A 26,081-nucleotide genomic window follows, 5' to 3' on the forward strand; every position below is an offset into this window, starting at 1 on the left:
GGCGATGCATCGTATCGTATACTATTGATACTGACACTGCTGCAGCAACTGCCATAACCTTTCACCAACCGGACCCATCGGCTCCCCCGTACGGCGAAACAGATACATATCAATCTTCACCGCATCCAGTCCTTTGCCGGAGAGCGCCAGCAGCCGTCCGTCAGCCAACTCCTCGGCCACACGATGACGCGGCATGCGCCCCCAGCCGGCACCGGAGAGTATCATGCGTTTTTTCATGTCGAAATCGTTGACCAGCCATTGCGGCGCACCCTCCAGCACGCCAGCGCTTCGTTTAGGCTGATTCCGACTGGTGTCACGCACTACCACCTGCACATACGCTTCCAGATCGGACAGGGTGATTGCCGGATAACGGGTCGCCAGCGGAAAATCGGGTGAGATCACCGGGATCATTTGCGTGGAGGTCAGACGCACCTGCTCCGCATATTCAACGGGAACAAACTGTTCGGCAATGGCAAAATCGACGTCTTTTTCCTGCAGCCGCTCCAGCGTCCCCCCCATATTCTCGACCTGCAGACTCATGCGTGTGGCAGGTGCTGACTGGGAGATCTGTTTGATCACATCCAGCACCTGCTCCACAGGAGCGATGGCACTGAGTGCTATCGAAATTTCTGGCTCTTCACCGCGGGCAAAATGGCTGGCAATACTGCTCATATCTTCGCTGCGCGACAGAATACTCCGGGCCTTGCCGTAAAGCACATGCCCTTCCGGCGTGAGGACAGGCCGATAGCCCTTGCGATCAAACAGGGAAAGCCCCAACTCCTGCTCCAGGTTTTTCACTGCAATACTGATCGCCGACTGGCTACGATACAGCGCTTCGGCCGCCGCATGAAAACCGCCCTTCTCCACCACAGCGCACAAGGCGCGCAACTGATCCAATGTCATCAACAAAAACTAGATGATTTAATATATTAATCAAGACCATCTATTATTTATGCTTTTTATGAATCATCTGAAACGTCATCATATCGCAACCCGAAGAGGGAGTGTTTACCGGAGGCTGATCGCAGTGTTACGCAATACATCGACATCCTATGGTCTGGTTGCCATCATGATTCACTGGTTGATGGCCGTTGCCATTCCCGCCATGTTTGCGCTCGGCATCTGGATGACGGGACTCACCTATTACGACCGCTGGTATCACGATGCGCCGGAAATTCACAAGTCCATCGGCATGCTGCTACTGTTTCTGCTGCTCTTTCGGGTGATCTGGCGAGTCATTAACAGACCTCCCGTACTACTGGGTCTGTGGTGGGAAAAGCGGCTTGCACTGACTGTGCATCAGCTCCACTACCTGCTGATGTTCATAGTGATGCTTAGCGGTTACCTGATACCAACAGCTGAAGGCGTCGGCATTGATGTTTTCGGCTGGTTCACCGTGCCCGCCACATTCTCATTCGACAAACAGCAGGCCGACCTGATCGGCAGTATCCACCGGATCAGCGCATGGGCTATCATGGGGTTAACCATCCTGCATGCCGCGGCCGCACTCAAGCACCACTGGATCGACAAGGACATCACGCTACTGCGTATGTTGGGTATATCCCGAAATTCACAACACACACAAGGAGAGACACCATGAAACTGAAACACCTGTTTGCCTCATTACTGATCACACTGGCCTTTGCCATGCCTGTTCAGGCTGCCGAGAATTACGCCATTGATATCAAGGGCCAGCACGCATTCATCGAGTTCAAGATCAAACATCTGGGCTATAGCTGGCTGCTCGGCTCATTCCGCACATTCGACGGCAACTTCACCTATGATGAGAAAAAACCGGAGCAGGACAAGGTTAGCGTCACGATTGAGACAGCCAGCCTGGACACCAACCATGCCGAGCGTAACAAGCACCTGCGCAGCGCTGACTTTTTCGATGTAGAGCACTTCCCGACCGCTACATTCGTCAGCACCTCCTATGAGCCGACAGGCAAGGATACCGGTATCCTGCACGGCACACTGAACCTGCACGGCGTCAGCAAGAATATCGTCATTCAGGTCAAACAGATCGGTGCCGGCCCCGACCCGTGGGGCGGCTACCGTCGCGGCTTTGAAGGTCGCACCACACTGCACCTGTCCGATTACAATATGAAAAAAGCGGCGATGCTCGGCCCTGTAGCTGAAAACGTGGAGCTATTCCTCTCCATTGAAGGTATCCGTCAGTAAACAGCGATTAACATCCCTGTGCGAATCTCGGCCGGGGGCGGAGGCAATGCTCCGCCCCCGGCTCGTGCAGGACGTTCAAATGACCAGATGAATCTACAGGAGATTAACATGTCCGAAGTCACAATAGCCTCCACAAAGCCGGCAGTGCTGGAACTGGAGCCAGGCACCTACTACTGGTGCGCCTGCGGCAAGTCGGCCAATCAGCCGTTTTGCGACGGCTCCCATGCAGGCACCAGCTTCACACCGCAGGCGTTTGAGGTGACCGAAAAGAAGAAAGTTGCCCTGTGCCAGTGTAAACATACAAAGAATCCACCTTTCTGCGACGCCTCCCATAAAAAACTATAACAACAGACACCACGGTAATAAGGAGGAGAGATGGCTCAACAACGCATGAATGTGCAGGCGCCGATTGAACGCCTGTTTGCTGATCGCTGGAGCACACGCGCTTTTGATCCGGACAAGCGTGTGCCTGCAGAGTTGCTCGCCAGTTGTCTGGAAGCAGCTCGCTGGGCGCCATCCTGTTTCGGTGCCGAGCCATGGCACTATATCGTAGCCGACCGATTTACCGCTCAGGCAGCCTGGCAACGGGTGCTGGACGCTCTTGCGCCGAAGAACCAGCTATGGGCAGAGCATGCGCCTGTTCTGATCGTCGCTGTTGCCGACCCGGTATTCTCCCATAACGGCAACCCGAACCGCTGGGCTGAATATGATACCGGTCAGGCCACGGTATGCCTCACTCTGCAAGCTGAGTCACTGGGGCTCGCCTGCCACCAGATGGGCGGCTTCGATGCTGAAACATTGAAATCCGCTCTTACCATTCCCGAGGCGCTGCAACTGATGAGCGTAACCGCGATCGGTTATGCCGGCGACATAAAAGCACTCGATACGGATTTTCAGCCGATGGAAGAGGCAGCCAGAACACGCAGATCATTGGCTGATACCGTGCATAACGGCGCATGGGGCACGGCATATCACCCACCGGCATCAGCCGGCTGGGAGGCGCGCTATCAGGAAACATCTGTTGAGCAACTACCGTGGTTTCATGCCGGACTGGATGCCGACATCAGCCGGGCGCTCGACTCACTTGAACTGGGCGATGGCGCCACAGCGCTTGATCTGGGTTGCGGTCCCGGCACGCAGGCCGTGGCTCTGGCAAAGTGCGGGTTGAGCGTGACGGCCAGCGATGTGTCGTGGACAGCAATAGCGTCCGCCGAAAGACTGGCTGCAGCAGAACATGTCCGGGTCGATTTTCATGTCGATGATGTGCTGCACAGCAAGCTGACCGGCCAGTTTGACCTGATTATAGACCGTGGCGTGTTTCATTGTTTCGCGGACGCAGACGACCAACAGACCTATGTATCCACACTCCACCAACGACTCAAGCCGGGGGCCACGCTCCTGCTCAAATGTTTTCACAAACAGGAAACCAGCGAAACAGGCCCTCCGGGACGTTATGAAGAATCGGATATCAGCCGCTTCTTCGCCGACGGTTTCAAATTAATCGAAACGCAGGAAAGCCGCTTTGCACCCACAGCGCAGGATGACGGCCCGAAAGCGCTGTTCTGCATACTTGAAAGGTTGATAGAGGAGCAACAATGACTGATCTGTTTTCACCGATTAAACTGGGCAAACTGGCACTATCCAACCGCATCACCATGGCGCCGATGACGCGTAATCGTGCGCCGGAAGGCATCCCGACGCCGCTGATGGTCGAATATTACAGTCAGCGCGCCACAGCCGGGCTGATTATCACCGAAGGGGCGCAGATTTCCGAACAGGGCGTCGGCTATCCGGCGACACCGGGTATCTATTCCGACGCACAGGTGGATGGCTGGCAAAAGGTGACCGAGGCCGTACATGCCAAAGGCGGCCATATCTTCGTCCAGCTGTGGCACTGCGGTCGTATATCGCATCCCGATTTTCATGGCGGCAACCTGCCGGTAGCGCCGAGCGCCATCCGGGCGGAAGGACAGGCTTTCACATACGAAGGGCTAAAGGATTTTGTCACACCGCGAGCGCTGGATATCGAAGAGATCCCCGCCATCGTTGAGCAATATCGTCATGCCGCGGCCTGCGCACGCAAAGCAGGCTTTGACGGTGTGGAGATCCATGCCGCCAATGGCTACCTGCTCGATCAATTTCTGCGTGACGGCAGCAACACAAGAAGCGATGCCTATGGCGGGTCAATCGAAAACCGCGCCCGTCTGTTGCTGGAGGTGACAGAAGCGGTATGCAACGAGATCGGCTCCGATCGGGTCGGCATACGCATCTCACCGGTGAATGCCTTCAATGATATGCACGATTCCGACCCGCAGGCCCTGTTCAACCATGTTGCCGACGCGCTCTCCGGGCTGAAACCGGTTTACCTGCATCTTGTTGAGGTCTCCATGACCGGTGCAGCAGATCACGCCGTCAATATGCAACAGATCCGCGAGCGCTTTGACGGCCTCTATATTGCCAACGGCGGCTACGACAAGGCGCGCGGCAATGATGTGATCGCGACGAGAGCGGCCGACCTGGTGGCCTACGGCATCCCGTTTCTTGCCAACCCGGATCTGCCTGCCCGCTTGCGCCTGAATGCGACGTTGAATGAGGCCGATCAGGCCACTTTTTACGGCGGCGACCTGCATGGCTACACCGACTACCCGGCACTGGACGACAGTCAGGAATGAAACAACCGGCATGGTTTCTCGGTCATGGGGCTCCGTTTCATACCCTGGGCGATAATCTGTTTACCCGTTTCTGGCAAACTCTGCCGGGCCGGCTGCCTGTGCAACCAAGAGCCGTGCTTTGCATTTCCGCCCACTGGCAGGAGCCGAAGCTGACAATCGCCGGGCGCACGGCAAAGCCGGCCATCCAGCATGACTTTTACGGTTTTTCCGAAGAGTTATACCGTATTAGCTGGCCTGTCCCCGACGGTAACGACGAGGGATGCTGGCTATTGGAGCAGTTGGAAGCGACAGGCATTGCCGTGAGCGAAGCTCCGGAGCGAGCCTTTGATCACGGCGTATGGACGCCATTGAGGCGAGTTTGGCCGCTGATGCCGCTGCCGCTGTTTCAACTCTCTCTCGTAACAGGCTGGCAGGGCGAAGATTACCTGTTGCTGGGGCAGAAACTCGCACGCCTGCGGGAACAGGGTATACTGATTATCGGCTCGGGTAACCTGACGCACAATCTGCAAGACCTTGACTGGCATGCAACACAAGGCACGGCTGTATCATGGGCCACCGATTTCATGGAGGCGCTGGAGCAGGCCATCGTCACACGTGACAGCGAAGCATTGGTAGCACCATTGCAACTGCCACATGGAAAGCATGCCCACCCCACTCTGGAGCACTACTGGCCGCTGCTACCGGTCATCGCCAGTGGCGACATAGAGCCGGAGGCACTCATCCGAGAGTGGACATTTGGTACACTGGCCATGCACAGTTACACACTATGAAAGTCACGAGACAACTCCGACAGATGATGGGCATGCAACAGAAACCGTTACTGATGGCCGGCATTTGCCTGTTATTTGCCGGATGTACTGTCGGGCCGGATTTCCGCCGGCCTGATGCACCCGCCGTGAGCGGCTATACCAGAGAGAAACTGGCAGAGCATACCGCAGCAGCGGATGTTGCCGGCGGTCAGGCGCAATCCTTTTTGTCCGGTGCTGATATCCCGAGCCAGTGGTGGACGCTGTTTCACTCACAGCAGCTCAACCAAATGGTGGAGGATGCGCTGAACAACAACCCGGATCTGGCCGCGGCGAAAGCAGCACTGGTTCAGGCCCAGGAGAACACCTATGCCGCCCAGGGCGTCTATTATCCCAGCCTTGATGCCAACGCTTCGGCAAGCCGGAAAAAAACCACCGGCTCCCAGTATGGCAACCCCGGCGGCCGCGGTACGCAGTTCAATCTGTTCAATGCGTCGGTAGATGTCGCCTATGTGTTCGACCTCTTCGGCGGTGAGCGCAGAAATGTCGAAGCACTGGCAGCGGTGGCGGAATCCGAGGGTTACCAGTTGGAAGCCGCCCGGTTGACACTCACATCCAATGTCGTCACGGCCGCCATTGAGGAGGCATCACTGCGTGGCCAGATTGCCGCAACAGAAGAGATTATCGAATCCGAGCAACAGCAGCTGGAGATGCTACAGAAGCAGTTCGAGCTGGGCGGAATATCCAAAAGTGATGTACTGGCAGGAAAAACGCGTCTGGCGCAGACACGCGCCACCCTGCCGGCATTGCACAAAAAGCTGGCACTGATACGTAATCAACTGACTGCACTGGCCGGTCGCTTTCCCGAACAGGAGAGTGGAAGTGCTTTCACATTATCAGCTCTGCAGCTGCCACAACAGCTGCCGCTCAGCCTGCCTTCCGAACTGGTACGGCAGCGACCGGATATCCGCGCGGCCGAAGCGCAACTGCATACGGCCAGCGCACAGGTAGGCGTCGCTACCGCAAAATTTTTTCCGCAGATCAGCATTAGCGGCAGCTTCGGCTCGGTTGCGACAACGACAGCCAACCTGTTTTCTCCCGGCACCGGCGTGTGGAGCATCGGCACCAATCTGCTACAACCAATCCTGCATGGGGGCAGCTCTATTCATAACCGGCGCGCCGCGGTTGCAGCCTATAACAAGGCGGCGGCGCAATATCAGAGCACCGTCCTCGCAGCCTTTCAGAATGTAGCCGATGTACTGCGCTCACTGCAGTCCGATGCCGAAGGGCTGCAGGCGCAAACTCATGCCGTGCAGGCCGCCTCCGAACAGCTGGATATGGCACGTGCACAGTTTAGTGCCGGCGCCATCAATAACCTGTTACTGCTCGACGCACAGCGCTCATATGAACAGGCCCGCATCAGCCTTGTACAGGCCCAGGCCAGTCGTTATGCGGACACGGCCGCGCTGTTTCAGGCGCTGGGCGGCGGCTGGTGGCATCATGCTGATACGACCGCCATGACATCGGCAGCACAAACAGATGTAAAACCATGATGCTCGCCAGACCACACCACGCCCAATGGAGAAAAGCCCCATGACAAAGCGGATAATCATTATGCTGGTTGCCGTCGCCATCGTATTCGGCGGCATCTTCGGTTATAAAGCCTACAAGGGTAAGATGATGGGAAAAATGATGGCTTCCCGCGGAGCCCCGGTACAGACGGTATCCACCGTCACTGCCGCCTATCAGCAGTGGCAACCAAGGCTTTCGGCCGTCGGCAATATCACAGCTATGCGCGGAACCGACCTCAGCTCCGAGGTTGCAGGCATTGTCTCGGCAATCCACTTCAAACAGGGCGCGGATATCGAGAAGGGCAAGCTGCTTGTGGAGCTGGACGCAGACAGCGATATCGCCAGATTGCAGTCGCTCAAGGCCAGCGCCGAGCTTGCCAAAACAACCTTGCAACGTGACAAGGCCCAGTTTCAGATCAAGGCAATCAGCCGACAGGTGCTGGATACGGACGAGGCCAGCCTTAAACAGGCGCAGGCCAATGTTGCCGAGCAACAGGCCATCGTGGATAAAAAAATGATCCGGGCCCCCTTTTCCGGCCGCCTCGGTATCCGCGCGGTCGATGTCGGACAATACCTGAGCGCAGGTACGGTCATGGTGACACTGCAGGCACTGGATCCGATCTATCTGGATTTCTACCTGCCGCAGCAAGCGCTCTCGAGCATTCAGGTCGGCCAGACAGTAACTGCAACAACGGATGCCTGGCCCGGCATGACTTTCACCGGCAAAATCGAAGTGATCGAACCGCGGGTGGATGCGAGCACACGCAATGTAAAAGTGAGAGCAAGAGTCGACAATGCCGATCACAAACTGCTGCCCGGCATGTATGCACAGGTTGAGGTCACCTCTGGCCAGCCACTGCGTCAGATCACGCTGCCACAAACAGCGATCACCTATAACCCCTACGGCAGCCTGGTCTTCCTGGTCGAAAACAAGGGGACAGGTCCGCAGGGTAAACCGCTGCTGATCGCCAAAGAGACATTCGTTACGACTGGCAGCACACGTGGTGATCAGGTTGCAATTCTGCAGGGCATCAAGGAGGGCGATACCGTTGTCAGTGCCGGGCAGATCAAGCTGCGCAACGGATCACACGTCATGATCAACAACGCTATTCAACCGACAAACAATCCGAATCCGAAACCCTCGGATGAGTAGAGCACTGCACTCGATATGAAATTTACCGATTTTTTTATACGCCGGCCTGTCATGGCCACTGTGGTCAGCCTCTTGCTGCTGTTGCTTGGCCTGCGCTCGCTCGGAGCGCTGCCTGTACTGGAGTTTCCGCGCACCGAAAATGCCAATATCACGGTCAGCACCGCCTATTATGGCGCCGATCCGGATCTGGTCGCCGGTTTTATTACCACACCGCTGGAAAATGCCATCGCTCAGGCTAACGGCATTGACTATATGAGCTCCACCAGCTCAACCAGCAGCAGCGTCATCACAGCCAATCTGAAATTAAATTACGATTCAAACAAGGCACTGACCGAGATCAGCGCCAAAGTCAGCTCCGTGCTGAATCAGCTGCCGCCCGAGTCGCAACGCCCGGTGATCAATGTGCAGATCGGCCAGACCATTGCCGCCATGTACATCGGTTTTTCCAGCTCGCAGCTCTCCTCCAATAATATCACCGATTACCTGATCCGCGTGGTGCAGCCGAAGCTGCAGGCGGTGGACGGTGTACAGACAGCCGAGCTGCTGGGCGGCAAACAGTTCGCCCTGCGTGCCTGGCTGGATTCGAAAAAACTGGCCGCCTACGGGCTGACTGCAGCCGATATCCGCACAGCTCTGGCCCAGAACGATTACCTGTCAGGGCTCGGCAACAGCAAGGGGCAGATGGTGCAGGTTAACCTCACCGCCTCCACCAGCCTGCATTCGGTTGAAGAGTTCCGCCATATGGTGATCAAGCAGAACAATGGTGCCATCGTCCGTCTGGAAGATGTCGCCAAGGTCACGCTCGGTTCGGAGGACTATGACTCTCAGGTCGCCTTTGATGGTAACAAGGCGGTCTATATCGGTATCAAGGTGGCTCCGACCGCCAATCTGCTGGATGTCATCAAGGGTGTTCGGAAAGTGTTTCCGGATATTCAATCGCAACTGCCGCAGGGTATTCATGGCAAGATCGTTTACGACTCTACCAAATTCGTAAACAGCTCGATCTCTGAGGTCGAACATACGCTGATCGAGGCATTAATCGTCATCACCCTCGTGGTCTTTGTCTTCCTCGGCTCGCCCCGGTCGGTGCTGATCCCGATCATCGCCATTCCGCTGTCGCTGATCGGAACATTCTCGATGATGCTTATCTTCGGCTTCTCGGTGAATCTGCTGACATTGCTGGCACTGGTGCTCGCCATCGGTCTGGTCGTGGATGATGCCATTATCGTGGTGGAGAATGTCAACCGCCACCTCGAAGAGGGCTTACAACCGATGCAGGCCAGCATACAGGCCGCGCGCGAACTGGCAGGCCCGATCATCGCCATGACCATCGTACTGATTTCGGTCTATGTGCCGATCGGCTTTCAGGGTGGACTGACCGGTGCGTTGTTCACCGAGTTCGCCTTTACACTGGTCGGCGCCGTCACCATGTCCGCCGTTATTGCGCTGACACTCTCTCCGATGATGTGCTCCCGACTGTTCAAGGCTCACACAAAGGATAGAAGCGGCCTGGAAGCCAGGCTGGTGGATACGATCGACAGGCGACTGGAAACAGTGCGTCAGATCTACGCACGCAGCCTGCACAGCACACTGAGCTATCTGCCGGTCACCGTCATATTCGCCCTGCTGATACTCGTCAGCATCTATTTTCTCTACACCACGTCCAAACAGGAGCTGGCCCCGCAGGAGGATCAGGGCGTAATCATATCCTCATCAACCGCCGCCCCGAATGCCACCCTGCAGCAACGCGATCTCTATCTGAACGCTATCTACAAAACCTTTGCCGCCCATTCCGAAACCGATCACGTGTTTCAGCTGGATATGCCCGGACGCATCATCTCGGGTATGGTATTCAAGCCTTGGGATGCACGCGAAAAAACACCGGGCGACCTGCAACCTCTGGTGCAACAGGAACTGGGGCACATTGCCGGCCTGCGCAGTGTCGCCTTCCAGCGACCATCGCTGCCCGGCAGTTTCGGTCTGCCGATCCAGTTCGTCATTGGCAGCACCGATCCGTTCGGTCGGCTGCATGAGGTAACGCAAAACTTCATGCAGTCCGCACTGAAAAGCGGCATGTTCGCATTTCTGGACGACAACCTGAAAATCGACCAGCAACAGGCCACGGTCGAGATTGATCGGGACAAGGCCGCTCAGCTGGGCCTCTCCATGAAAGATGTCGGCGATGCTCTCTCATCGATGCTGGGCGGCGGCTACGTCAACTATTTCAGTATGGCCGGTCGCTCCTATAAGGTGATTCCGCAGGTGCAGCAGCGCGATCGTCTGAATACCGACCAGCTGATGAATTATTATCTGCGCACGGCAAGCGGCGCGTCGGTGCCGCTCTCTACCATTGCCCATATTACCACCGAGACCGTGCCGGAAGCGCTGAATCATTTCCAACAGCTCAACGCCACCACCGTGCAGGGCGTGATGCTGCCCGGTGTGACCACGGGCGATGCGCTCGCATTTCTGAAGCACCTTGCCGACACCACGCTGCCGCAGGGCTACTCGATCGATTATGCCGGCCAGTCCCGCCAGTTCATGCAGGAGTCCAGCGGTTTCATGGTCACCTTCGCATTTGCGCTGATTATCATATTCCTGGCGCTGGCAGCCCAGTTCGAGAGCTTCCGCGATCCGTTGATTATTCTGGTGTCCGTACCGATGTCGATTGCCGGCGCACTTGTTTTCATCAGCCTCGGCGTCGGCGGTGCCACCATCAATATCTATACCCAGGTCGGACTGGTGACGCTGATGGGCTTGATCAGCAAGCATGGCATTTTGATCGTTGAGTTTGCCAACAGCCAGCAGCGACTCGGCAAATCCAAGCGGGAAGCGATCGAACTGGCCGCCGCCATACGTCTGCGGCCGATCCTGATGACCACCGCGGCAATGGTACTGGGCGTGGTGCCGCTACTCGTCGCCAGTGGTGCCGGTGCAGCCTCCCGCTTCAATCTGGGACTGGTGATCTCCAGCGGTATTGCCATCGGTACGATTTTCACCCTGCTGGTGGTACCGGCTGTATATATGCTGATCGCTGCCGACCACAGCAAGAACAAGGAGCCCGGAGATGAGCATGAACAGGTGTTGCCGGCAGTATAACAGTCGCCTGCCGGGCGGTGGTTTTGCATGGGTTTACTGATTGATGGCAAGTGGAGCGACCAGTGGTACGACACCAGCTCCACCGGCGGGCGGTTTGTACGATCCGAATCACAATTCCACTGCCAGAGCGACCATGCACATTTCTCCGCCGAAGCGGACCGCTATCGCCTCTATGTATCACTGGCCTGCCCATGGGCACATCGCACGCTGATCATGCGCAGAATCAAGGGGCTGGAATCGATCATCCCGGTCACTGTCGTCCACCCGCACATGCTTGAGCAGGGCTGGCAGTTCGATGAGCCCGAACCACTATACGGCTTCACCTGCCTGCACGAGCTTTATTGCAAGGCCGACCCGCACTACTCCGGGCGTGTCACCGTACCCGTGCTCTGGGACAGCAAGCAGGAGAGTATTGTCTGCAACGAGTCGGCCGAAATCATCCGCATATTCAACCGCGCCTTCGATGCACTGACCGGCAATAGCGATGACTATTACCCGCTTGAACTGCGTGATCAGATCGATGCGATCAATGCCTTTGTCTACGACAACATCAACAATGGCGTCTACCGATGCGGCTTTGCCACAACACAACAGGCTTACGATGAAGCATTCGACGCGCTGTTTGCCGCCCTCGATGTCGTCGAGGCCCGGCTGGGGCAGCAACGTTATCTGGTTGGTAACCACATCACCGAGGCCGATATCCGTCTGTTTCCCACACTGATCCGCTTCGATGCAGTCTATGTCGGCCATTTCAAATGCAATCGCAATCGTATTGCCGAGATGCCCAACCTGTCGAATTACCTGCGCGATCTTTATCAGTGGCAGGACATTGCCGGGACAGTGAATTTTGAGCATATCAAGCAGCACTACTACTACAGTCATGCCTCCATCAATCCGACCCGCATCGTGCCAAAAGGACCTGCGCAGGATTTTGAAGCACCACATGATCGCAAGAGGTTTTCACGATGAGTATCCGTATCATTAGCAGCATCGCCGTACCGGAAGGAGACGGTGTTATTGTCAGACGGCTGATGCCGGTAGCGGGTTTGCGGAATTTTGATCCGTTCGTACTGTGGGATCATTTCGACATTGCCGGCGGCGGCTTTCCCGATCATCCACATCGCGGCTTTGAAGCCATCACCTATTTGTTCGACGGCGGCATGAAGCATGCCGATAATCTGGGTAATCGCGGCACCATCCACGCAGGCGGTGCACAGGCGTTTACCGCCGGGCGCGGCATAGTCCATTCGGAGTTTCCGGACGATCGCGCACACGGCATTCAACTATGGATCAACCTGCCCCAGCGATTGAAATCCATAGACCCGAACTACCGCCAGGTAGAAGCCGATAGCATCCCCGAAAGCTGTGAGGATGGCGTCACCATACGCACCATCGTCGGTGAAGGCGGAGCTATCTCACTGCGTAGCGTCGTTGAGTATATGGAGATTCGCATGGCTGCGGGCAGCTCACTGCAGCGGGATATCCCGACTGGGTTCCGCGGCTTCATCTATGCTGTCGAGGGAGAAGCGATGCTGGACGGCAAGGCCCTCGCCTGCGGCGATGCGGCCTTTGCAGAGGATGCCCCGGCAATACGGCTGGAGAGCAGTGCCGGCGCACGCCTGATGTGGTGTTTCGGCAAGCCGCATCATGAACCGATTTACCAGCATGGTCCCTTCGTCGATTAATCCGCTCTGCAACAGGCAAAAAAGGGTTCTTCACGGACTTGCGAAGAGATAACACTACGGGCCCCGCTAGCAGTGTGCCGAGTCTGCACCTGTAAAGTCGGAGTAAGCGGCAGAGCCGCGACTAGCTTAAAACGACCACAAACAGCCATTCGCTGAACTGAATTAAAAATTGTGTCCACGGAATTTCCCTAGGTGTAGTTTCATGCCCTGAACTAAGCCAACAGGTGAGGTTAACATGCTGGATAAAGTAACCAAGTCAACTCCTAAGAAACAACATTTCGTACCTCAGTTTATCCTTAGGAACTTCACATCGGGGAAGAAAGAACAGGTTTGGGTATTTGATAAGCATGAAGACAGATCATTTCCTTCTTCAGTGTTGAAAGCAGCATGTTCAAATGGTTATTACAACATAACTGAAGATGGAGTTAATGTTACTCTAGAACATCGTCTAGCTTCTCTTGAGACATCGACTTCAATGGTTATATCAAACTTGGTTAAGACAGAGTCACTTGCGACATTGTCATCTGAGGATATGTCAGTTTTATCATTATTTTGTTCCGTTCAGCTACTGCGTACCAATCAACAAAGGGAGTTCGTTAAACAATTTCAAGACTCAATTGCCACTTGGGTGGAAGCCAGAGGTGGCAAGGTTGAAGATGTTGAAAACTTTGAGGTGCTTGATGATGAAGAGATTAAGCGTAGCCACGTTCAAAATATAGCATCTCTAGCTTTTGAGTTTTCCGAGTTGTTTAGGAAGAAACATTTGAAGCTTGTTAAAGCTGCTCCCGCCACCCAGTTTATAATTTCTGATAACCCCATAGTTATGCATAACCATTTGCCTCGCCCCGGAAGGGGAAACCTTGGGTTAAATTGTAAGGGTATAGAAGTTCAGTTCCCTATCAGTAGCAATTTATGTCTAGTTTTTGTTTGCGAGAAGCTTATTAGTGAGATCGTTTCCAAGATGAAAGATGTCCAAGGGAAAAAGACCCTCGGCGTACTGATTCCAGTTGATACGGCCGAAATAGAATCGTTTGTAAATGCGCTCGACGATGGGAAAGCACAAACACTGAAGCCTGAGAACATGGACTTCCACAATTCTCTCCAAGTGATTCAGTCGTCTAGGTATGTGTATTCAGCGACAAACAATTTCTTGCTAGTGCAGGATATTCTTTCAAAGAGCCCTGAGTGCAGGCTCTCTCCAAGAATATCTTCCAATTAGCCTGATTGAATTTGTGAGCAGCACAACTGTATATTCTGGTTCAATTTGCTCACCGGCACTGGTGATACGAGTGGCTGTTTATGGCCGTTTTACGCCGATCACCATAGGCAATAGTCGGCTAAGATGGGCATTTAGGTGTGTCTAGTAAACTAGGGGGTGGCATGGCTTTCGTTGATTTAGCCGGCCGATCTATTGAGATCGAAAGTGACGGCGACGACATTAAAGCTTATCACAACGGCAAGTGTATTGGCTGTATTGAGTTCGATCATCCGAATGACTTCCCCACTTTATGGGGCATGAACGTTGAATCTGCATATCAGAAATCTGGGATTGGCACTCAAATGATGCGGGTGGCTGCGGAACTTCACGGAAAGTTGTTTGCCAAGCCAAGCTTCTGCGCAGTTGGTGGCAAACACGCGAGCAGCGATAGCTATTACACAGAGGAGGGCGCTGCGCTTATTAGGCGCTGTATTAGAGAGGGTATACTCGAAGACACAGAGCCAACTGACGACTTTAATGATGAGTGGTGAATCCAATGTCTAACCCACACCCATCAAGCAGGACACGCAAACACGCGTTCTTATGTAGAATTGCCGAAATAAAGCAGTCAGCGCCATTTTCTGAAAGTCCTCTTGTAGCCGGAAACAGGCGTTCAGATCGTGCAAACTCAGCTCCAGATTAGAACAGGAGATATGCTGATAGTGTAATGCTGTTTGTATTAACGAGGGCAAGCAAAGTTAGAGCATGAACAACTAAACAGCGGTGGATTGGCTATAGGCATGCACCTGCAGTGCATGTGTGTTCATTCGTTGTGCTTACACAAAGACCGAACAAAAAAAAGGCCCCGCATTGCGGGGCCTTTCGGTATCATGAGTTCAGTCTGACTCAGGCGTTGGACTGCAGATGCTTGGCCATAAGGGTCAAGTTACCCAGGTCGACGACCTGACTATGTTTTGCGCCTGCACGCTTGAGAACGAATGTGTTACCGCCACGGTGTGCCACTTCGGTTTTCCTGCGAACATCCGTGCCGAATTTCTTTTCGACTGCATTCAGATATGTATTGATTGCTTCGTGAATTGCCATAGTAGCCTCCTGTGCTGATCTTGTAGCGATATTCTGCACACCAGGCGTTATAACTCGATTAGAGCGACATTAGAATTTATTTATAAACACATAAAAAACCCTTAATTTTCGGCATTTTGCGTGACATGCGTCACAATTTTCACCGATCACTGCGCTTTTTCATAAATGCACAGCATCATTTCTCGCAAACCATACCGACGCTCTATAGCGACAGAATCGTGTGAGGTCTTGGCACTACTTTTGCGTAATGAATCACCACTTACTGCAAGGATTGTATAAAAATATGGAAAAGAGATGCGACACTACGGAACGAAAAAACTACTGATCACGATTTTATGCCTGATCGCTCCTACTCTGGCATCGGCAGACTCGACACCACCCCCTCCAACCAGCTGGCTGGAACAGGGGTGGCAGCTGATGGAAAGAAATCACCGTGAGGAGGCTCTGCATGCCTGGCAGAATGGTGTTAACAACCTCCCCGATACGCAGCTACTGGGCTCACTCGGGCTCTTTTTCGATTTCGCAAACGCTCTGGAACAACTGCAGCTTGCCGGCAAACAGGAGCAGGCCTTTATCATTCGCGATGCGCATCAGCATGGGTCATTCATTGTACTAACTGCTCAGAAAGTCGCCCGAGACATCAACCTCCGCCAGATACAGATGGCATCATTAAAGGAAACGCTCGGCATCCGTGGTAAGCTGCTCGCCAATAATGCGGAAAAATTCAAAATACCTGTCCCGCACGGCACAATTTCAGTGACCAAAACAATCTCAACAAAACAGCAGTCTCAGGCAACCATCAAACCGGAGGCTACTGCAGCGATCACATCTGCACGGCAGAAGGCAGCATCCGAAGCTGTTAAACAAAAGGAAAATAGTACGGCGCTCGCACTGACGGCTCAGGCGGCAACAGAGCTAGCTGCGATGAAACGGGAGGCGCAGGCAGAAGCCGCAACAATACAACAGCGAGCTAGGGCCGCGGCATTGAAGGTCACGCAACAGGCCAAAGTCGACGCAGACGCCATTCATCAAAAAGCACAAAACGATGTGGCGGCCTTCATCGCAGAGCAAAAAGCCCGCGCTGGAGCAGAAGCTGCTACTATCAAACAGCAGGCCCAAACCGAGGCTGCAACAATCAAACTGCAGGCTCAGGCAGATGCTGATGCCTTGCAGCAGACTGCTGCAACAAAGACAGCGGTAGCGAAAAACGCAGTGATAGCAAATGCCCGGCTGGCTGAACAGGCCGGCCATGAAGCTGCTGCGATAAAGCGCAAAGCACAGACTGAGGCTGCTGCAGTAAAGCAGCAAGCAGTAGCTGACGTCGCAACAATACAACAGCAGGCCAGAACCGAGTCTTTGAAGATCACGCAACAGGCAAAGCTCGATGCAAAGACTATTCACCAAAAGGCACAAAACGATGCATCAGCTTTCATCGCAGCACAAAAAAACCGCTCTGAAGCAGAAGCCGCTGCCATCAAACAGCAGGCATTGGCTGAAGCCTCTGCTACAGCCAATGCCTTAAAGGGCCGGGCGCTCACTGAGATCGCTGCAATGAAACAGCAAGCAGAGTTGGAGGCTGCTTCTATCAGGCAGACAGCTCAGGCCGAGGCAAAAGAGAGTGCCGGCCATGTGCATGCTCAGGCCATATCTGAAGCCGCCGCCATAAGGCAAAACGCCATAGCCGATGCCGAAGCGTCACTTAAAAAGCTGCGGAAAGAGGCAAATGCGGACATCTCTACAATAATGCAAAAGGCCAAAGATGATGCAGCGGCCGTCAGGCAACAGGCTGAAACTGAAGCAGCCTCGATCCGCGTACAGGCCGAAACGGCTGCGGCAAAGTTGAAGCAGCAGAGTAAAACTGAAGCGGCAGCCATGCTGGCACAGGCAGCAAAGTCACGCAGAGCCTCGGCCGGAAAAGCCCTGCAGCAGGCAGAGCGCACTGCAACCGGGCTGACGGAAAAAGCCAGCAGCGAAGCTGCTGCCATCAAAAAACAGGCAGAGGCTGAAGCTGCCTCGATCCGTACACAGGCTAAGGCCGAGGCCGCCGCTATTAAACAGCAGACAGCCGCCGAAGTCGCAGCCATACAGCAGCAGGCACAGATACAGGCACAGAACATCCGGAAACAGGCTGAAAGCGACGCTGCCGCCTTCACCCGGAAGGCTCAGGCTGAAGCAGACACACAGGCTGCAACGGCACAGACAAAAGCAGTACATGACGCTGAAATAACAGCCGAAGGGATAGCAGAACAGGCCAGAAGGGAGGCTGAGAATATCCTGCAGCAGGCCAGAGCTGATGCCGATGCCATGCGGCAGAAGGCAGCCAGTGAAGCGCAGTCCGATGCAAAAGAAGCTGCGACTCAACGGGCACAGGCTGAGACCGAGCATTTGAGTGCCATCAGGTTGAAAAACGACGCCATGGCTCAAGCATCTGATATGATAAAAAAGGCCCGGACTGAAGCGGCAGAGTCGATCAGGAGGCTGACGACCCAGGCAGAAGCAGACATCGCTGTTATGCGTCAAAACGCTGAAGCTAAATCCGAAGCCATAACAGTCAATGCGCGGGCAAAAGCAACAGAAGAAGCAGCCGCCATCAGAGCGAAAGCTGAGATAGAGGCGGCCTCAATCAGGCGACGGGCCAAGGTAGATGCACTGGCTTCAACCATCAAAATGATGCATCAAACCAAAACACAAATGGCCAGCACAGCTACTGCTGATACAGCTAAAAAGTCCAAAGCCCCCCCTGCTATGAAACAGGCTGTGATGGCGGAGGCTGCAGGTTACGGGAAGCAGCTCGACATGCAGACGACATCTGCACAAAATAGTACTACTCCGGATACAGGTACCAGAACTGCTGAGGCCCATGCTGCAACAAAAACAACCACAGAAATTGAATCAGACGTAAAACTTGCCAGAGCATCCCCATCTGAATGGATTCACGATGGTTGGCAGTACAGTGAACAGCAGGATTATGAAGATGCTCTTGATGCCTGGCAACGCGGGCTCAACGACATGCCCGACACACAATTACTTGCTACACTTGGCGCATTCTCCATGCTTGATAATGCGATTGACCTTCTTCAACAGGTCGGGAACAATCAGAATGCATTTATTGTTCTATCCAACATGAACGGTCGGAATATCTATTATGTACTCTCCGCCCGAGAGGTACCTTCTGATATGCACGAACGCCAGATCAAACTGGCATCATTGAAAAAAGCCGCCGGCATTTCGGGGCTGCTGCTAGCCTGCGAAAGCGTGAAATTCAAATCCAGACAAACAGCAGCAAAACGCACGGCGCCCTATATGCTGACCGCCAGCGATCCCCCATCATTTACCATCAATCGATTTGATCTGAGCGGCAACAAACTGCTCTCTACCGATTTTATCCTGATCAACCTCAGAGCCTATTATGGCAACGGCAGAACCCAGTCTGACATCAAAAAGATCAAGCAGGATATCATTAATCTGTACCATATGTCCGGCTACTCCAGAGTAAAGGTGGACCTTGTTCAGCTGGCAAAGGATGAAAGCATCGCCATTCAAATTGATGAAAAACGGGGTGGAACCTGACCCTGCTCAGCACTTGCATATAGAATTGTTGGTCCCAAACTCTGGCGTCAGGCCTCACAAGCGACTCTTTGATCCTCATGCCGAGTTGCCAACCTGAGTAAAAACCGGAGGGTGGATATGTCCGACAAGCAAACATACGAAGGCGAAAATATCAGCGTCTGTTTCGATGCCACGCGCTGTATTCATGCCGGCAACTGCGTCAAAGGTCTGCCCGAAGTCTTTCGTAGCGGCGTGGAGGGGCCATGGATTCATCCGAATGCTGCCACGCCCGATGAGCTGGCGGCCCTGTGTGATACCTGCCCTTCGGGTGCATTAACATACAGGCGCAAAGATGGAGGTCCGGATGAAACCAAACCGGAGATCAACACGATCACCATCGAAGATGACGGCCCTTTGAGGGTGCATGCCGACTTCACGGTAAACGATGAACCTACAGGGGGCTACCGCGCCGTCCTGTGCCGCTGCGGCGCATCGAAAAACAAGCCATGGTGCGACGGAGCCCATGCGGATATCGGTTTTCAGGACAGTTGCACCCGACCTCCTGTCAGCGAACCATCCAGTCAGCCTGTCGGCTTGCCGTTGAACATCCAGACTTTCACCAATGGTCCCCTGCTACTCGAAGGGCCATGTGAAATACGCAATGCCCGGGGAGAGGCAGTAATATATACAGAGCGGACCGTGCTCTGCCGCTGCGGCGCATCGAAGAGCAAACCGTTTTGTGATGCCTCACACGCCGCTATCGGCTTCGAGGCAGAGTAGACTCACTCACCACAAAGAGCATGCTGCCATCACGACATGATACGTTTTGCAATCTGGCGCAGCTTCTCTATCGTATACGGTTTGGGCAGAAAATCATCCGGCTCACACTCCTGCTCCAGTACGGAGTCCGCATCATAACCGGAGGTCATCACCACGTGGATTTCAGGCCTGATCCGGCGCAACTGTTGCAGACACTCAGCACCGTCCATACCGGGCATCGTGACATCCAGCAACACCCAGTCGAACGACAACGGATCTCGACTGAATGTATTCAACGCCTCCTGTCCGCTACAAGCCGCCACAACCTGTAAACCAAGCTTCTCCAGCATACGAGTGCCGACCTGAATCACGCCGGGCTCATCATCAACCAGCAGCACCCTGCCTGCATATACCTCCGTTGCCTGCGCTGTTGAATCTCCGGAGAGGCTGTCCACCCCGGAATAACATGGTAGCCAGACATACATCGCGGTACCAGCCCCCTTCCGGCTGTCCACGACCATTCCTGCATCATGAGCATTAAGAATACCGATAATAGCGCTTAATCCCAGCCCGCGACCGGTAAACTTGGTGGTAAAGAAGGGATCGAAGATGCGTTCTGCAACCTCCTCATCCATGCCCGCCCCATCATCTTCAACAGCGAGTACAGTGTAGTCACCGGGTTGCAGGGCGGCTTTTCCTACAAAGTGGACATCCGCATGCTCGGACAAGTGCCTGTGACTGACCGTTATCCGGATATGCCCATGCCGCCCCGCCGGCATGGACTCTGCGGCATTGAGCGACAGATTGAGCAACACTTGGGATATCTGACTCCTGTCAGCGGAAACCGGTTTGGCCGCCGGATCAAACTCAACCTCGAGCGAGACCTCTTTCCCGACCGACACATCAATCAATCCGTGTAACTCTTCAATCAGGTCCTGCAGATTGAACTGCTCCGGCTTCATTAAGCCCTTGCCGGAGTATGCCAACATCTGACGGCACAGGTCAGCCGCCGTCCGGGTGGCTGTATCCATGGTATCCAGAGATTCCATGACGTCAGGCGACAGCCCCTCTTCCAGCTTCACCAGCTCAATACTCCCCTGTATAGCTGTCAGCAGGTTATTGAAGTCATGCGCAATACCGCCAGCCATCACCCCAAGCGACTCAAGACGCTGGCCATGCTGAATTTGCAGCAGCAGATCCTGCTGCTCGGTCTGAGCTTTCAACTGTGCAGTCACATCGATGGCGAATCCAACCAGGCCACTTGCCCTGCCGCCCGCACCAGGTAAACGAACCCGAATCACATCCAGCGTTCGGGTTACATGATCCGCACACGGAAGCTCCTCCCTCGAATAACAGAGGTTACCGCTATCCAGGCCATCCTGATCCAGCAGCCAGGTCTTGCAGCCTGGAAATATTGCAGACAACAGCTTGTCGTAGTCGCCATCACGGTAGGCATCGGATTCGGCAGCCGCACACCAGTTCACCCATGTACGATTCAGAAAGCGGATATGCCGATCATCATCAAGCATCCATATGCCGATCGGCGAGTAATCAAGAATCACCTGCAGGCGCTCCTGCTGCTCGGCCAGAGTCAGGTAAGACTCTTCCAGCTGGAGCTGCCTCAACTCCAGTTGAGCTTTATAGATATGGGCCAGAATCCAGTAAAAGATTACCGCAGAGATCAGACAGGCCAGTTGGCCAGCCGAGTAAGGGATGGACAGCCACCCTGCAGCATCTATTCCTGTCAGAACAACCAGTTCAGCAACAAAGAGTCCTACCCAGTATCTGGCCCGCGAGGCCGGTTGCACAAAATAGGCTACAAACGGATATCCGGCAGCCCAGTAAATACCTGTGGCATAGAGACTGTCCAGCAGCACCAGCGCCGAAAACAGAACCACAGCGGAGGACATCAGCATATTCTCTATGGCGCTCAAGCTGGCACCCCGGCGCACAAGCTGCCATGAAACCATCATCACCAGCGCAAGAGCAGCTTCTACATAAGAGAGGGCATAACAACACCCCATAAAAAAATGAATGATGGCAAACAGGGCCAGCGTGATGGCACTGGCCAGATGCACCCACTCCATCAGCTTGCGACGATTGGCAAACACTGATTCGGCTGATGACTGGGGAACTGGATTCATTGTCGGTTTATAGGGGAAAAGTTATACTTCGGCAACTAAACATAGCCAGCCCGACTGGCTTGCCAGAGCAGGGGTTCAGCGTAGTTTTCATGTTTACACCGGGTACGCATGGCAGAAATAACAACAACATCTGTAGAGCAGGAGAAACGGGATGCCGATTTATGAATTTCGCTGCAAGGCATGTGACCGTACCTTTGAAACGCTGGTTCGCAACAGCCGGGAACAAGTCGTTTGCAAGCATTGCGGCAGCTCTGAGTTGCAGAAAATGATCTCGGCACATGCCATCGGCAACGGTACGCCGGATACCGCCTGCGGCTCCCCCCCCTGCTCTCCGGCACCTGCCTGCGGCGGTGGCGGTTGCCCGGCCGGTTTCTCATGAGCAAAAAAATATCGCTGTTCGATCAGGTTGGCGGACTGCCAACACTGGATAGAGTGCACAAACGATTCTACGATAAAATGTATGCTCACCCCTGGTTAGGGAAATTTTTCGAAGGTCACGATCAGCAGGCGATTGAGTTGCGCCAGACCCAGTTTATGGGGGTCAAAATGGGTGGCGCCATGCGCTACCCCGGCATGGCCCTGGAGCTGGCTCATCGGCGCATGTATATCACCCTTGAACAGCTGGAGTTGCGCCAGTCCATACTGCGCGAATCATTAGAGGAGGAGCATGTGCCGGAGCCGCTGATCAAGCGCTGGCTGAAGATCGATGCCGCCTTCTGGGGGCACATCAAAAATGATTCTCTGGAAGAGTTTCAGCAGGTCGACCTTAAATACGAGCGACCTCTGATTGTACCGAACCCTGATGCATAGCAACCGGAACCATGAGGGTTCAACCCTGAATGAGGGCTTCAGCCGCAAGCTTGCTGCAAACATGCTATGAAAAACAAGACGCCTTTAGCCTTGTCGATTCCATTACCGGAGTGGTCCGGAGCTTTCATCTCCGGCGATACCTACAGATCTGCTGAATCACGCATGCAGTTGGCCATCACTCTTTCGCGCATGAATATCGAATCCGGCACTGGCGGTCCGTTCGGCGCGGCAGTGTTTGATATGGACACGCATGCACTGATCTCGGTCGGCATGAATCTGGTCGTGTCAGCCCACTGCTCAATGGCACACGCCGAAATGGTCGCCATCAGTTCCGCCCAGCAGAAACTGGGCAGTTTTGACCTCGGCTCAGGCACGGCGCGCTACGAGTTGGTCACCAGTTGTGAACCATGCGCCATGTGTTTCGGCGCCATCCCCTGGTCCGGCATCCGTCAACTGGTTTGCGGCGCCAGTGATGCAGATGCTCGCGCTGTCGGCTTTGATGAAGGGCCCAAAATGACCGACTGGAAAGCCGCTCTGGAAGCTCGCGGCATCAGCGTGAGAACCGATCTCTGCAGGCAGGAAGCGGCAGCCATCCTGCAGCGCTACGCACACGATAACGGAGCCATCTACAATGGCAGACAAGGTCAGATATAACGAAAAACAGTACACCGGCTTACATGATCATGGCTGATGGTGACGCTGCTTTCAACCGCAGCTTCATATGCATCCGGGCCACAATTTCAGATCATCACCACTGACAGTTCAGGCATAAAACCCAATGTGCAACATTGCCTGCTTAAACAGAGAGGTCGGTGAATCCACACCCTCTGTTCAGTCACCATAACCGAACCCATACACAGGCCGCATGCCCTCCCATATGCCGGTAACACGGTCGCAGCTGTTGATTCGTGCATTTCAATATTTATCCGTCATAATCGCCCTCTATGAACCGAGCCATGCCGATAATCATGTTGTTGCTGGCAGCACTGCTGCCGGCCTGCGCCACGCAGCAGAATCATTATGATCCGATTGAATCGACCAATCGCGTTACCGACCAGATCAACGACGGCATTGATCGCATCACGCTCAAACCGGCTGCACAGGGTTATACGGCCGTTGTACCCAAGCCGATGCGTACGGCTGTATCCAACTTTTTCGACAATGCCACCTATTTGAACACCGTTCTCAATGACTTCCTGCAAGGCAAGGGTGGTCAGGGATTTAGTGATTTTGGTCGCTTTCTGATCAACTCCACACTCGGCATCGGCGGTCTGGTGGATGTTGCCACCCAGATGGGCCTTGAGCGCCACGACGAGGACTTCGGGCAGACACTGGCTGTCTGGGGCGTCGGCAAGAGCGCTTATATCATCTATCCTCTGCTGGGACCGAACTCTCTGCGCAAAACACCGGACTTCGTTACAGCCACGGCTACCGACCCACTATTCTGGGCCGCATTTGTTCTGGCCCCTTACGTCACCATTCCGATAACTGTCGTCAAATATGTCGACAAACGCGCCCGCCTGCTGGAAGCATCGGATATGCGTGATGATCTGGCACTTGACCCTTATGTCTTCACCCGCGAGGCATGGCGGCAACATCGAGAATACCTGATTTATGATGGTCACCCGCCCGCCAAACCCGCAAACAAGGATGATGGATGGGATGATGTGGATTTCGACAGCGAGGCCAAGCCCGAACCCACGCCTGCCAAACCGGCAACCCGGATTTCTGCAGCAGCCCCCGCTGAAAAGCAGGCCGGCAATGTACCTGCTGAAACCCAACCACCACAAGAAGCACAAGCTAAATTGGCCGCCACAGACGTCAGCAACAGTCCGGCATATATCATCAACCTCTCATCACATCATAGCGAGGTTGAAGCTGCAGCCGAACAGGGACGCCTCTCCCGCCTTGGCATAAACACCGAGGTCTATACGGCATCAGTGCGCGACAACACCTGGTATCGCCTGCGCAGCACAAAGAAATTTTCATCTCTGGCAGATGCCCGCCAGGAGCTACAGCACCTGAAGGATGCATCCGGCCTGCAAGATGCCTGGCTGGAAGAGCGTAAATAAAGCTTAAAAACGCCCTGATAATCCCTGTCTTTTTACTGCTGGCCGCGCACATGACCCGGGAACTGGTGGAGTAGTTTCTCCTTTTATGCTGTCCACCTTAACCTGCTCTCAATAAGTCGCTTGATATGGCGTCGAATATCTGTTTTTGCATGTGAATGATCTGAGTGGACGTCACCAGATGTGGCGAATCTGTCTTATATGTTTCCTTTGCCAGAATGATGACACCATCCGCATCGTGCCACATAATAAAATATGACGACTCATTTCCGTTTGCCCGGTATTCCAGCTTTTTATCAATCACCCCGTACCTTTTCATAAGTTTGTCGTGATAACGCTGGTAGTCATTTGCCTGAATGACATGCAGGTTCATTCCGAACTTCTTATTGAAAAACAGGCTGTATCCAGCTCTCCCTTCATTCAGGACGGACATGCCTTTCAGCGCGCCGATTCCGTTCAAGACAGCCCCGCTTCTCCCTGTCAAAAGCATGGAGAACCCCTTTTCAAGCAAGACAAGCTGCCTTGGTGCAAGGTCTTGATAATAGCTTCCAAACATGGAATTGGCGCTGCTTAAATTTGGCGTAACATTGAGTACCCTGGCAACAGCTCCGACATCAGAGCCCCATGGAATCCCTCTGTAACCCGTTTCCTGACTTCCCGGACTCTTTGAGCAGCCAATAAAAAACATACATAGAAAAAATAGTAAGACGCTTTTTTTCAATGCAAATACCTCCGATGATATTTGACTGACAACCTGCAGGAAGTCCAAGTCGTGTGTTTCCTTCGGTCAACCCAAAATTGACGTGAGCCCGGGAGCCGTCGGACTCAGGATAGTAATAAATCGAGGACAGAATACTGGTCTTGCAGTGTGGTTTTTTGCGTCCGGACGAGTGACTTGTCAGCTGCTGATATCTTGATCACGATCAAGCACCCAGCACCTTGGATTGTTCGTAAACCCAATATGCTCGTAGTATGCGTTTGCCGCAGGGGCAGCAATCAGCATTAACTTGCACTTAGGGCCTAATTGTTCTTGTGTAATGATTTGAAGTTTCTTGCCGACGCCTTTTTTCTGATAATGTTTATGCACTGCCAAATCAGAAAGATAACATGCGTAGCTAAAATCAGTTATTGAGCGTGCAATACCTATCATTTTTTCGTCATCCCACGCTGTTACGACGAAATTGCTATTGCTCACCATTCCTTCCATACACTCTCGGTCGTCAATTGGACGACGTTCGCCAAGCGTTGATTCATTGAGTAATTCAATGAATTGGTCAACTGATATCATAGTGTTTATTTTGTACTTGATGCTCATGACTTCCTATAAACTGACCGGGTCAG

The 26,081-nt window shown here is 53.9% G+C and carries 24 protein-coding genes; 19 read left to right on the forward strand and 5 right to left on the reverse strand.

Features of this window, described 5'->3' with window-relative positions:
* Nucleotides 1-21 precede the first annotated feature (21 nt).
* Nucleotides 22-903: a LysR family transcriptional regulator gene (locus SPV1_RS01865; RefSeq protein WP_009849393.1), complete on the reverse strand. Its 882-nt coding sequence runs from the start codon at nt 901-903 to the stop codon at nt 22-24.
* Nucleotides 904-1,027: 124 nt separating this feature from the next.
* Between SPV1_RS01865 and SPV1_RS01870 the strand changes: the two genes are divergently transcribed.
* From SPV1_RS01870 to SPV1_RS01930, 13 genes are all read left to right on the forward strand, one after another.
* Entirely contained in the window at nt 1,028-1,600 is a 573-nt protein-coding gene (locus tag SPV1_RS01870) for a cytochrome b (RefSeq protein WP_040881395.1), read from the forward strand.
* The gene (locus SPV1_RS01875; RefSeq protein ID WP_009849395.1) at nt 1,597-2,181 is read left to right on the forward strand and encodes a YceI family protein; all 585 of its coding nucleotides are present in this window, start codon (nt 1,597-1,599) and stop codon (nt 2,179-2,181) included. The genes SPV1_RS01870 and SPV1_RS01875 overlap by 4 nt, the downstream gene beginning before the upstream one ends.
* Before the next feature lie 108 nt (nt 2,182-2,289).
* The gene (locus SPV1_RS01880) at nt 2,290-2,526 is read left to right on the forward strand and encodes a CDGSH iron-sulfur domain-containing protein (protein ID WP_018293909.1); all 237 of its coding nucleotides are present in this window, start codon (nt 2,290-2,292) and stop codon (nt 2,524-2,526) included.
* A 30-nt stretch (nt 2,527-2,556) separates the two neighbouring features.
* Complete coding sequence (locus tag SPV1_RS01885; protein WP_081441954.1) at nt 2,557-3,780, forward strand: nitroreductase family protein; 1,224 nt, start codon at nt 2,557-2,559, stop codon at nt 3,778-3,780.
* Nucleotides 3,777-4,853, forward strand: coding sequence for an alkene reductase (locus SPV1_RS01890; RefSeq protein ID WP_009849398.1), 1,077 nt, complete (start codon nt 3,777-3,779; stop codon nt 4,851-4,853). The genes SPV1_RS01885 and SPV1_RS01890 overlap by 4 nt, the downstream gene beginning before the upstream one ends.
* Nucleotides 4,850-5,623: a DODA-type extradiol aromatic ring-opening family dioxygenase gene (locus SPV1_RS01895; protein WP_009849399.1), complete on the forward strand. Its 774-nt coding sequence runs from the start codon at nt 4,850-4,852 to the stop codon at nt 5,621-5,623. The genes SPV1_RS01890 and SPV1_RS01895 overlap by 4 nt, the downstream gene beginning before the upstream one ends.
* A complete protein-coding gene (locus tag SPV1_RS01900; protein WP_231288243.1) occupies nt 5,620-7,152 on the forward strand; it encodes an efflux transporter outer membrane subunit in 1,533 nt (510 codons plus the stop codon). The genes SPV1_RS01895 and SPV1_RS01900 overlap by 4 nt, the downstream gene beginning before the upstream one ends.
* 40 nt (nt 7,153-7,192) lie before the next feature.
* Nucleotides 7,193-8,323 carry an efflux RND transporter periplasmic adaptor subunit gene (locus SPV1_RS01905; RefSeq protein ID WP_152909349.1) on the forward strand — a complete coding sequence of 377 codons (1,131 nt, stop codon included), beginning with the start codon at nt 7,193-7,195 and terminating at the stop codon, nt 8,321-8,323.
* Nucleotides 8,324-8,338: 15 nt separating this feature from the next.
* Nucleotides 8,339-11,422, forward strand: a complete 3,084-nt coding sequence (locus tag SPV1_RS01910; protein ID WP_009849402.1) for an efflux RND transporter permease subunit — start codon at nt 8,339-8,341, stop codon at nt 11,420-11,422.
* 27 nt (nt 11,423-11,449) lie between these two features.
* Nucleotides 11,450-12,391, forward strand: a complete 942-nt coding sequence (locus SPV1_RS01915) for a glutathione S-transferase family protein (RefSeq protein WP_009849403.1) — start codon at nt 11,450-11,452, stop codon at nt 12,389-12,391.
* Nucleotides 12,388-13,107, forward strand: coding sequence for a pirin family protein (locus tag SPV1_RS01920; RefSeq protein WP_009849404.1), 720 nt, complete (start codon nt 12,388-12,390; stop codon nt 13,105-13,107). Before SPV1_RS01915 ends, SPV1_RS01920 begins: the two co-directional genes overlap by 4 nt.
* 235 nt (nt 13,108-13,342) lie before the next feature.
* On the forward strand, nt 13,343-14,326 hold the full coding sequence (locus SPV1_RS01925; protein ID WP_009849405.1) for a DUF4238 domain-containing protein: 984 nt from the start codon (nt 13,343-13,345) through the stop codon (nt 14,324-14,326).
* Between the two features lie 161 nt (nt 14,327-14,487).
* Entirely contained in the window at nt 14,488-14,856 is a 369-nt protein-coding gene (locus SPV1_RS01930) for a GNAT family N-acetyltransferase (protein WP_009849406.1), read from the forward strand.
* A 355-nt stretch (nt 14,857-15,211) separates the two neighbouring features.
* Here the strand turns inward: SPV1_RS01930 and SPV1_RS01935 are convergent, their stop codons facing one another.
* The gene (locus SPV1_RS01935) at nt 15,212-15,409 is read right to left on the reverse strand and encodes a hypothetical protein (RefSeq protein WP_009849407.1); all 198 of its coding nucleotides are present in this window, start codon (nt 15,407-15,409) and stop codon (nt 15,212-15,214) included.
* 294 nt (nt 15,410-15,703) lie between these two features.
* On the opposite strand from SPV1_RS01935, the gene SPV1_RS13890 reads away from it, so the two are divergent.
* Together SPV1_RS13890 and SPV1_RS01945 are read left to right on the forward strand one after the other, a co-directional pair.
* A complete protein-coding gene (locus SPV1_RS13890; RefSeq protein WP_009849408.1) occupies nt 15,704-18,979 on the forward strand; it encodes a coiled-coil domain-containing protein in 3,276 nt (1,091 codons plus the stop codon).
* A gap of 117 nt (nt 18,980-19,096) precedes the next feature.
* Nucleotides 19,097-19,738: a CDGSH iron-sulfur domain-containing protein gene (locus SPV1_RS01945; RefSeq protein ID WP_009849409.1), complete on the forward strand. Its 642-nt coding sequence runs from the start codon at nt 19,097-19,099 to the stop codon at nt 19,736-19,738.
* Between the two features lie 29 nt (nt 19,739-19,767).
* On the opposite strand, the gene SPV1_RS01950 is transcribed toward SPV1_RS01945, so the two are convergent.
* The gene (locus SPV1_RS01950) at nt 19,768-21,861 is read right to left on the reverse strand and encodes a hybrid sensor histidine kinase/response regulator (protein ID WP_009849410.1); all 2,094 of its coding nucleotides are present in this window, start codon (nt 21,859-21,861) and stop codon (nt 19,768-19,770) included.
* A gap of 151 nt (nt 21,862-22,012) precedes the next feature.
* Here SPV1_RS01950 and SPV1_RS01955 point away from each other — a divergent pair, with 151 nt between their 5' ends.
* The 4 genes from SPV1_RS01955 to SPV1_RS01970 all read left to right on the forward strand — a co-directional run bounded on the left by SPV1_RS01955 (nt 22,013) and on the right by SPV1_RS01970 (nt 24,743).
* Entirely contained in the window at nt 22,013-22,240 is a 228-nt protein-coding gene (locus tag SPV1_RS01955; protein ID WP_009849411.1) for an FmdB family zinc ribbon protein, read from the forward strand.
* Nucleotides 22,237-22,671: a group I truncated hemoglobin gene (locus tag SPV1_RS01960; protein WP_009849412.1), complete on the forward strand. Its 435-nt coding sequence runs from the start codon at nt 22,237-22,239 to the stop codon at nt 22,669-22,671. The genes SPV1_RS01955 and SPV1_RS01960 overlap by 4 nt, the downstream gene beginning before the upstream one ends.
* A 66-nt stretch (nt 22,672-22,737) precedes the next feature.
* Complete coding sequence (locus SPV1_RS01965) at nt 22,738-23,325, forward strand: nucleoside deaminase (RefSeq protein WP_009849413.1); 588 nt, start codon at nt 22,738-22,740, stop codon at nt 23,323-23,325.
* A gap of 290 nt (nt 23,326-23,615) precedes the next feature.
* Nucleotides 23,616-24,743, forward strand: a complete 1,128-nt coding sequence (locus tag SPV1_RS01970; protein ID WP_009849414.1) for an MlaA family lipoprotein — start codon at nt 23,616-23,618, stop codon at nt 24,741-24,743.
* Nucleotides 24,744-24,840: 97 nt separating this feature from the next.
* Here SPV1_RS01970 and SPV1_RS01975 read toward each other — a convergent pair whose 3' ends face one another.
* Together SPV1_RS01975 and SPV1_RS01980 are read right to left on the reverse strand one after the other, a co-directional pair.
* Nucleotides 24,841-25,509, reverse strand: coding sequence for a hypothetical protein (locus SPV1_RS01975; RefSeq protein ID WP_231288244.1), 669 nt, complete (start codon nt 25,507-25,509; stop codon nt 24,841-24,843).
* 129 nt (nt 25,510-25,638) lie between these two features.
* Nucleotides 25,639-26,055, reverse strand: a complete 417-nt coding sequence (locus SPV1_RS01980) for a GNAT family N-acetyltransferase (protein WP_009849416.1) — start codon at nt 26,053-26,055, stop codon at nt 25,639-25,641.
* Nucleotides 26,056-26,081 lie beyond the last annotated feature (26 nt).

It is taken from the genome of Mariprofundus ferrooxydans PV-1 (genome assembly GCF_000153765.1).
Classification (GTDB): Bacteria; Pseudomonadota; Zetaproteobacteria; order Mariprofundales; family Mariprofundaceae; genus Mariprofundus; species Mariprofundus ferrooxydans.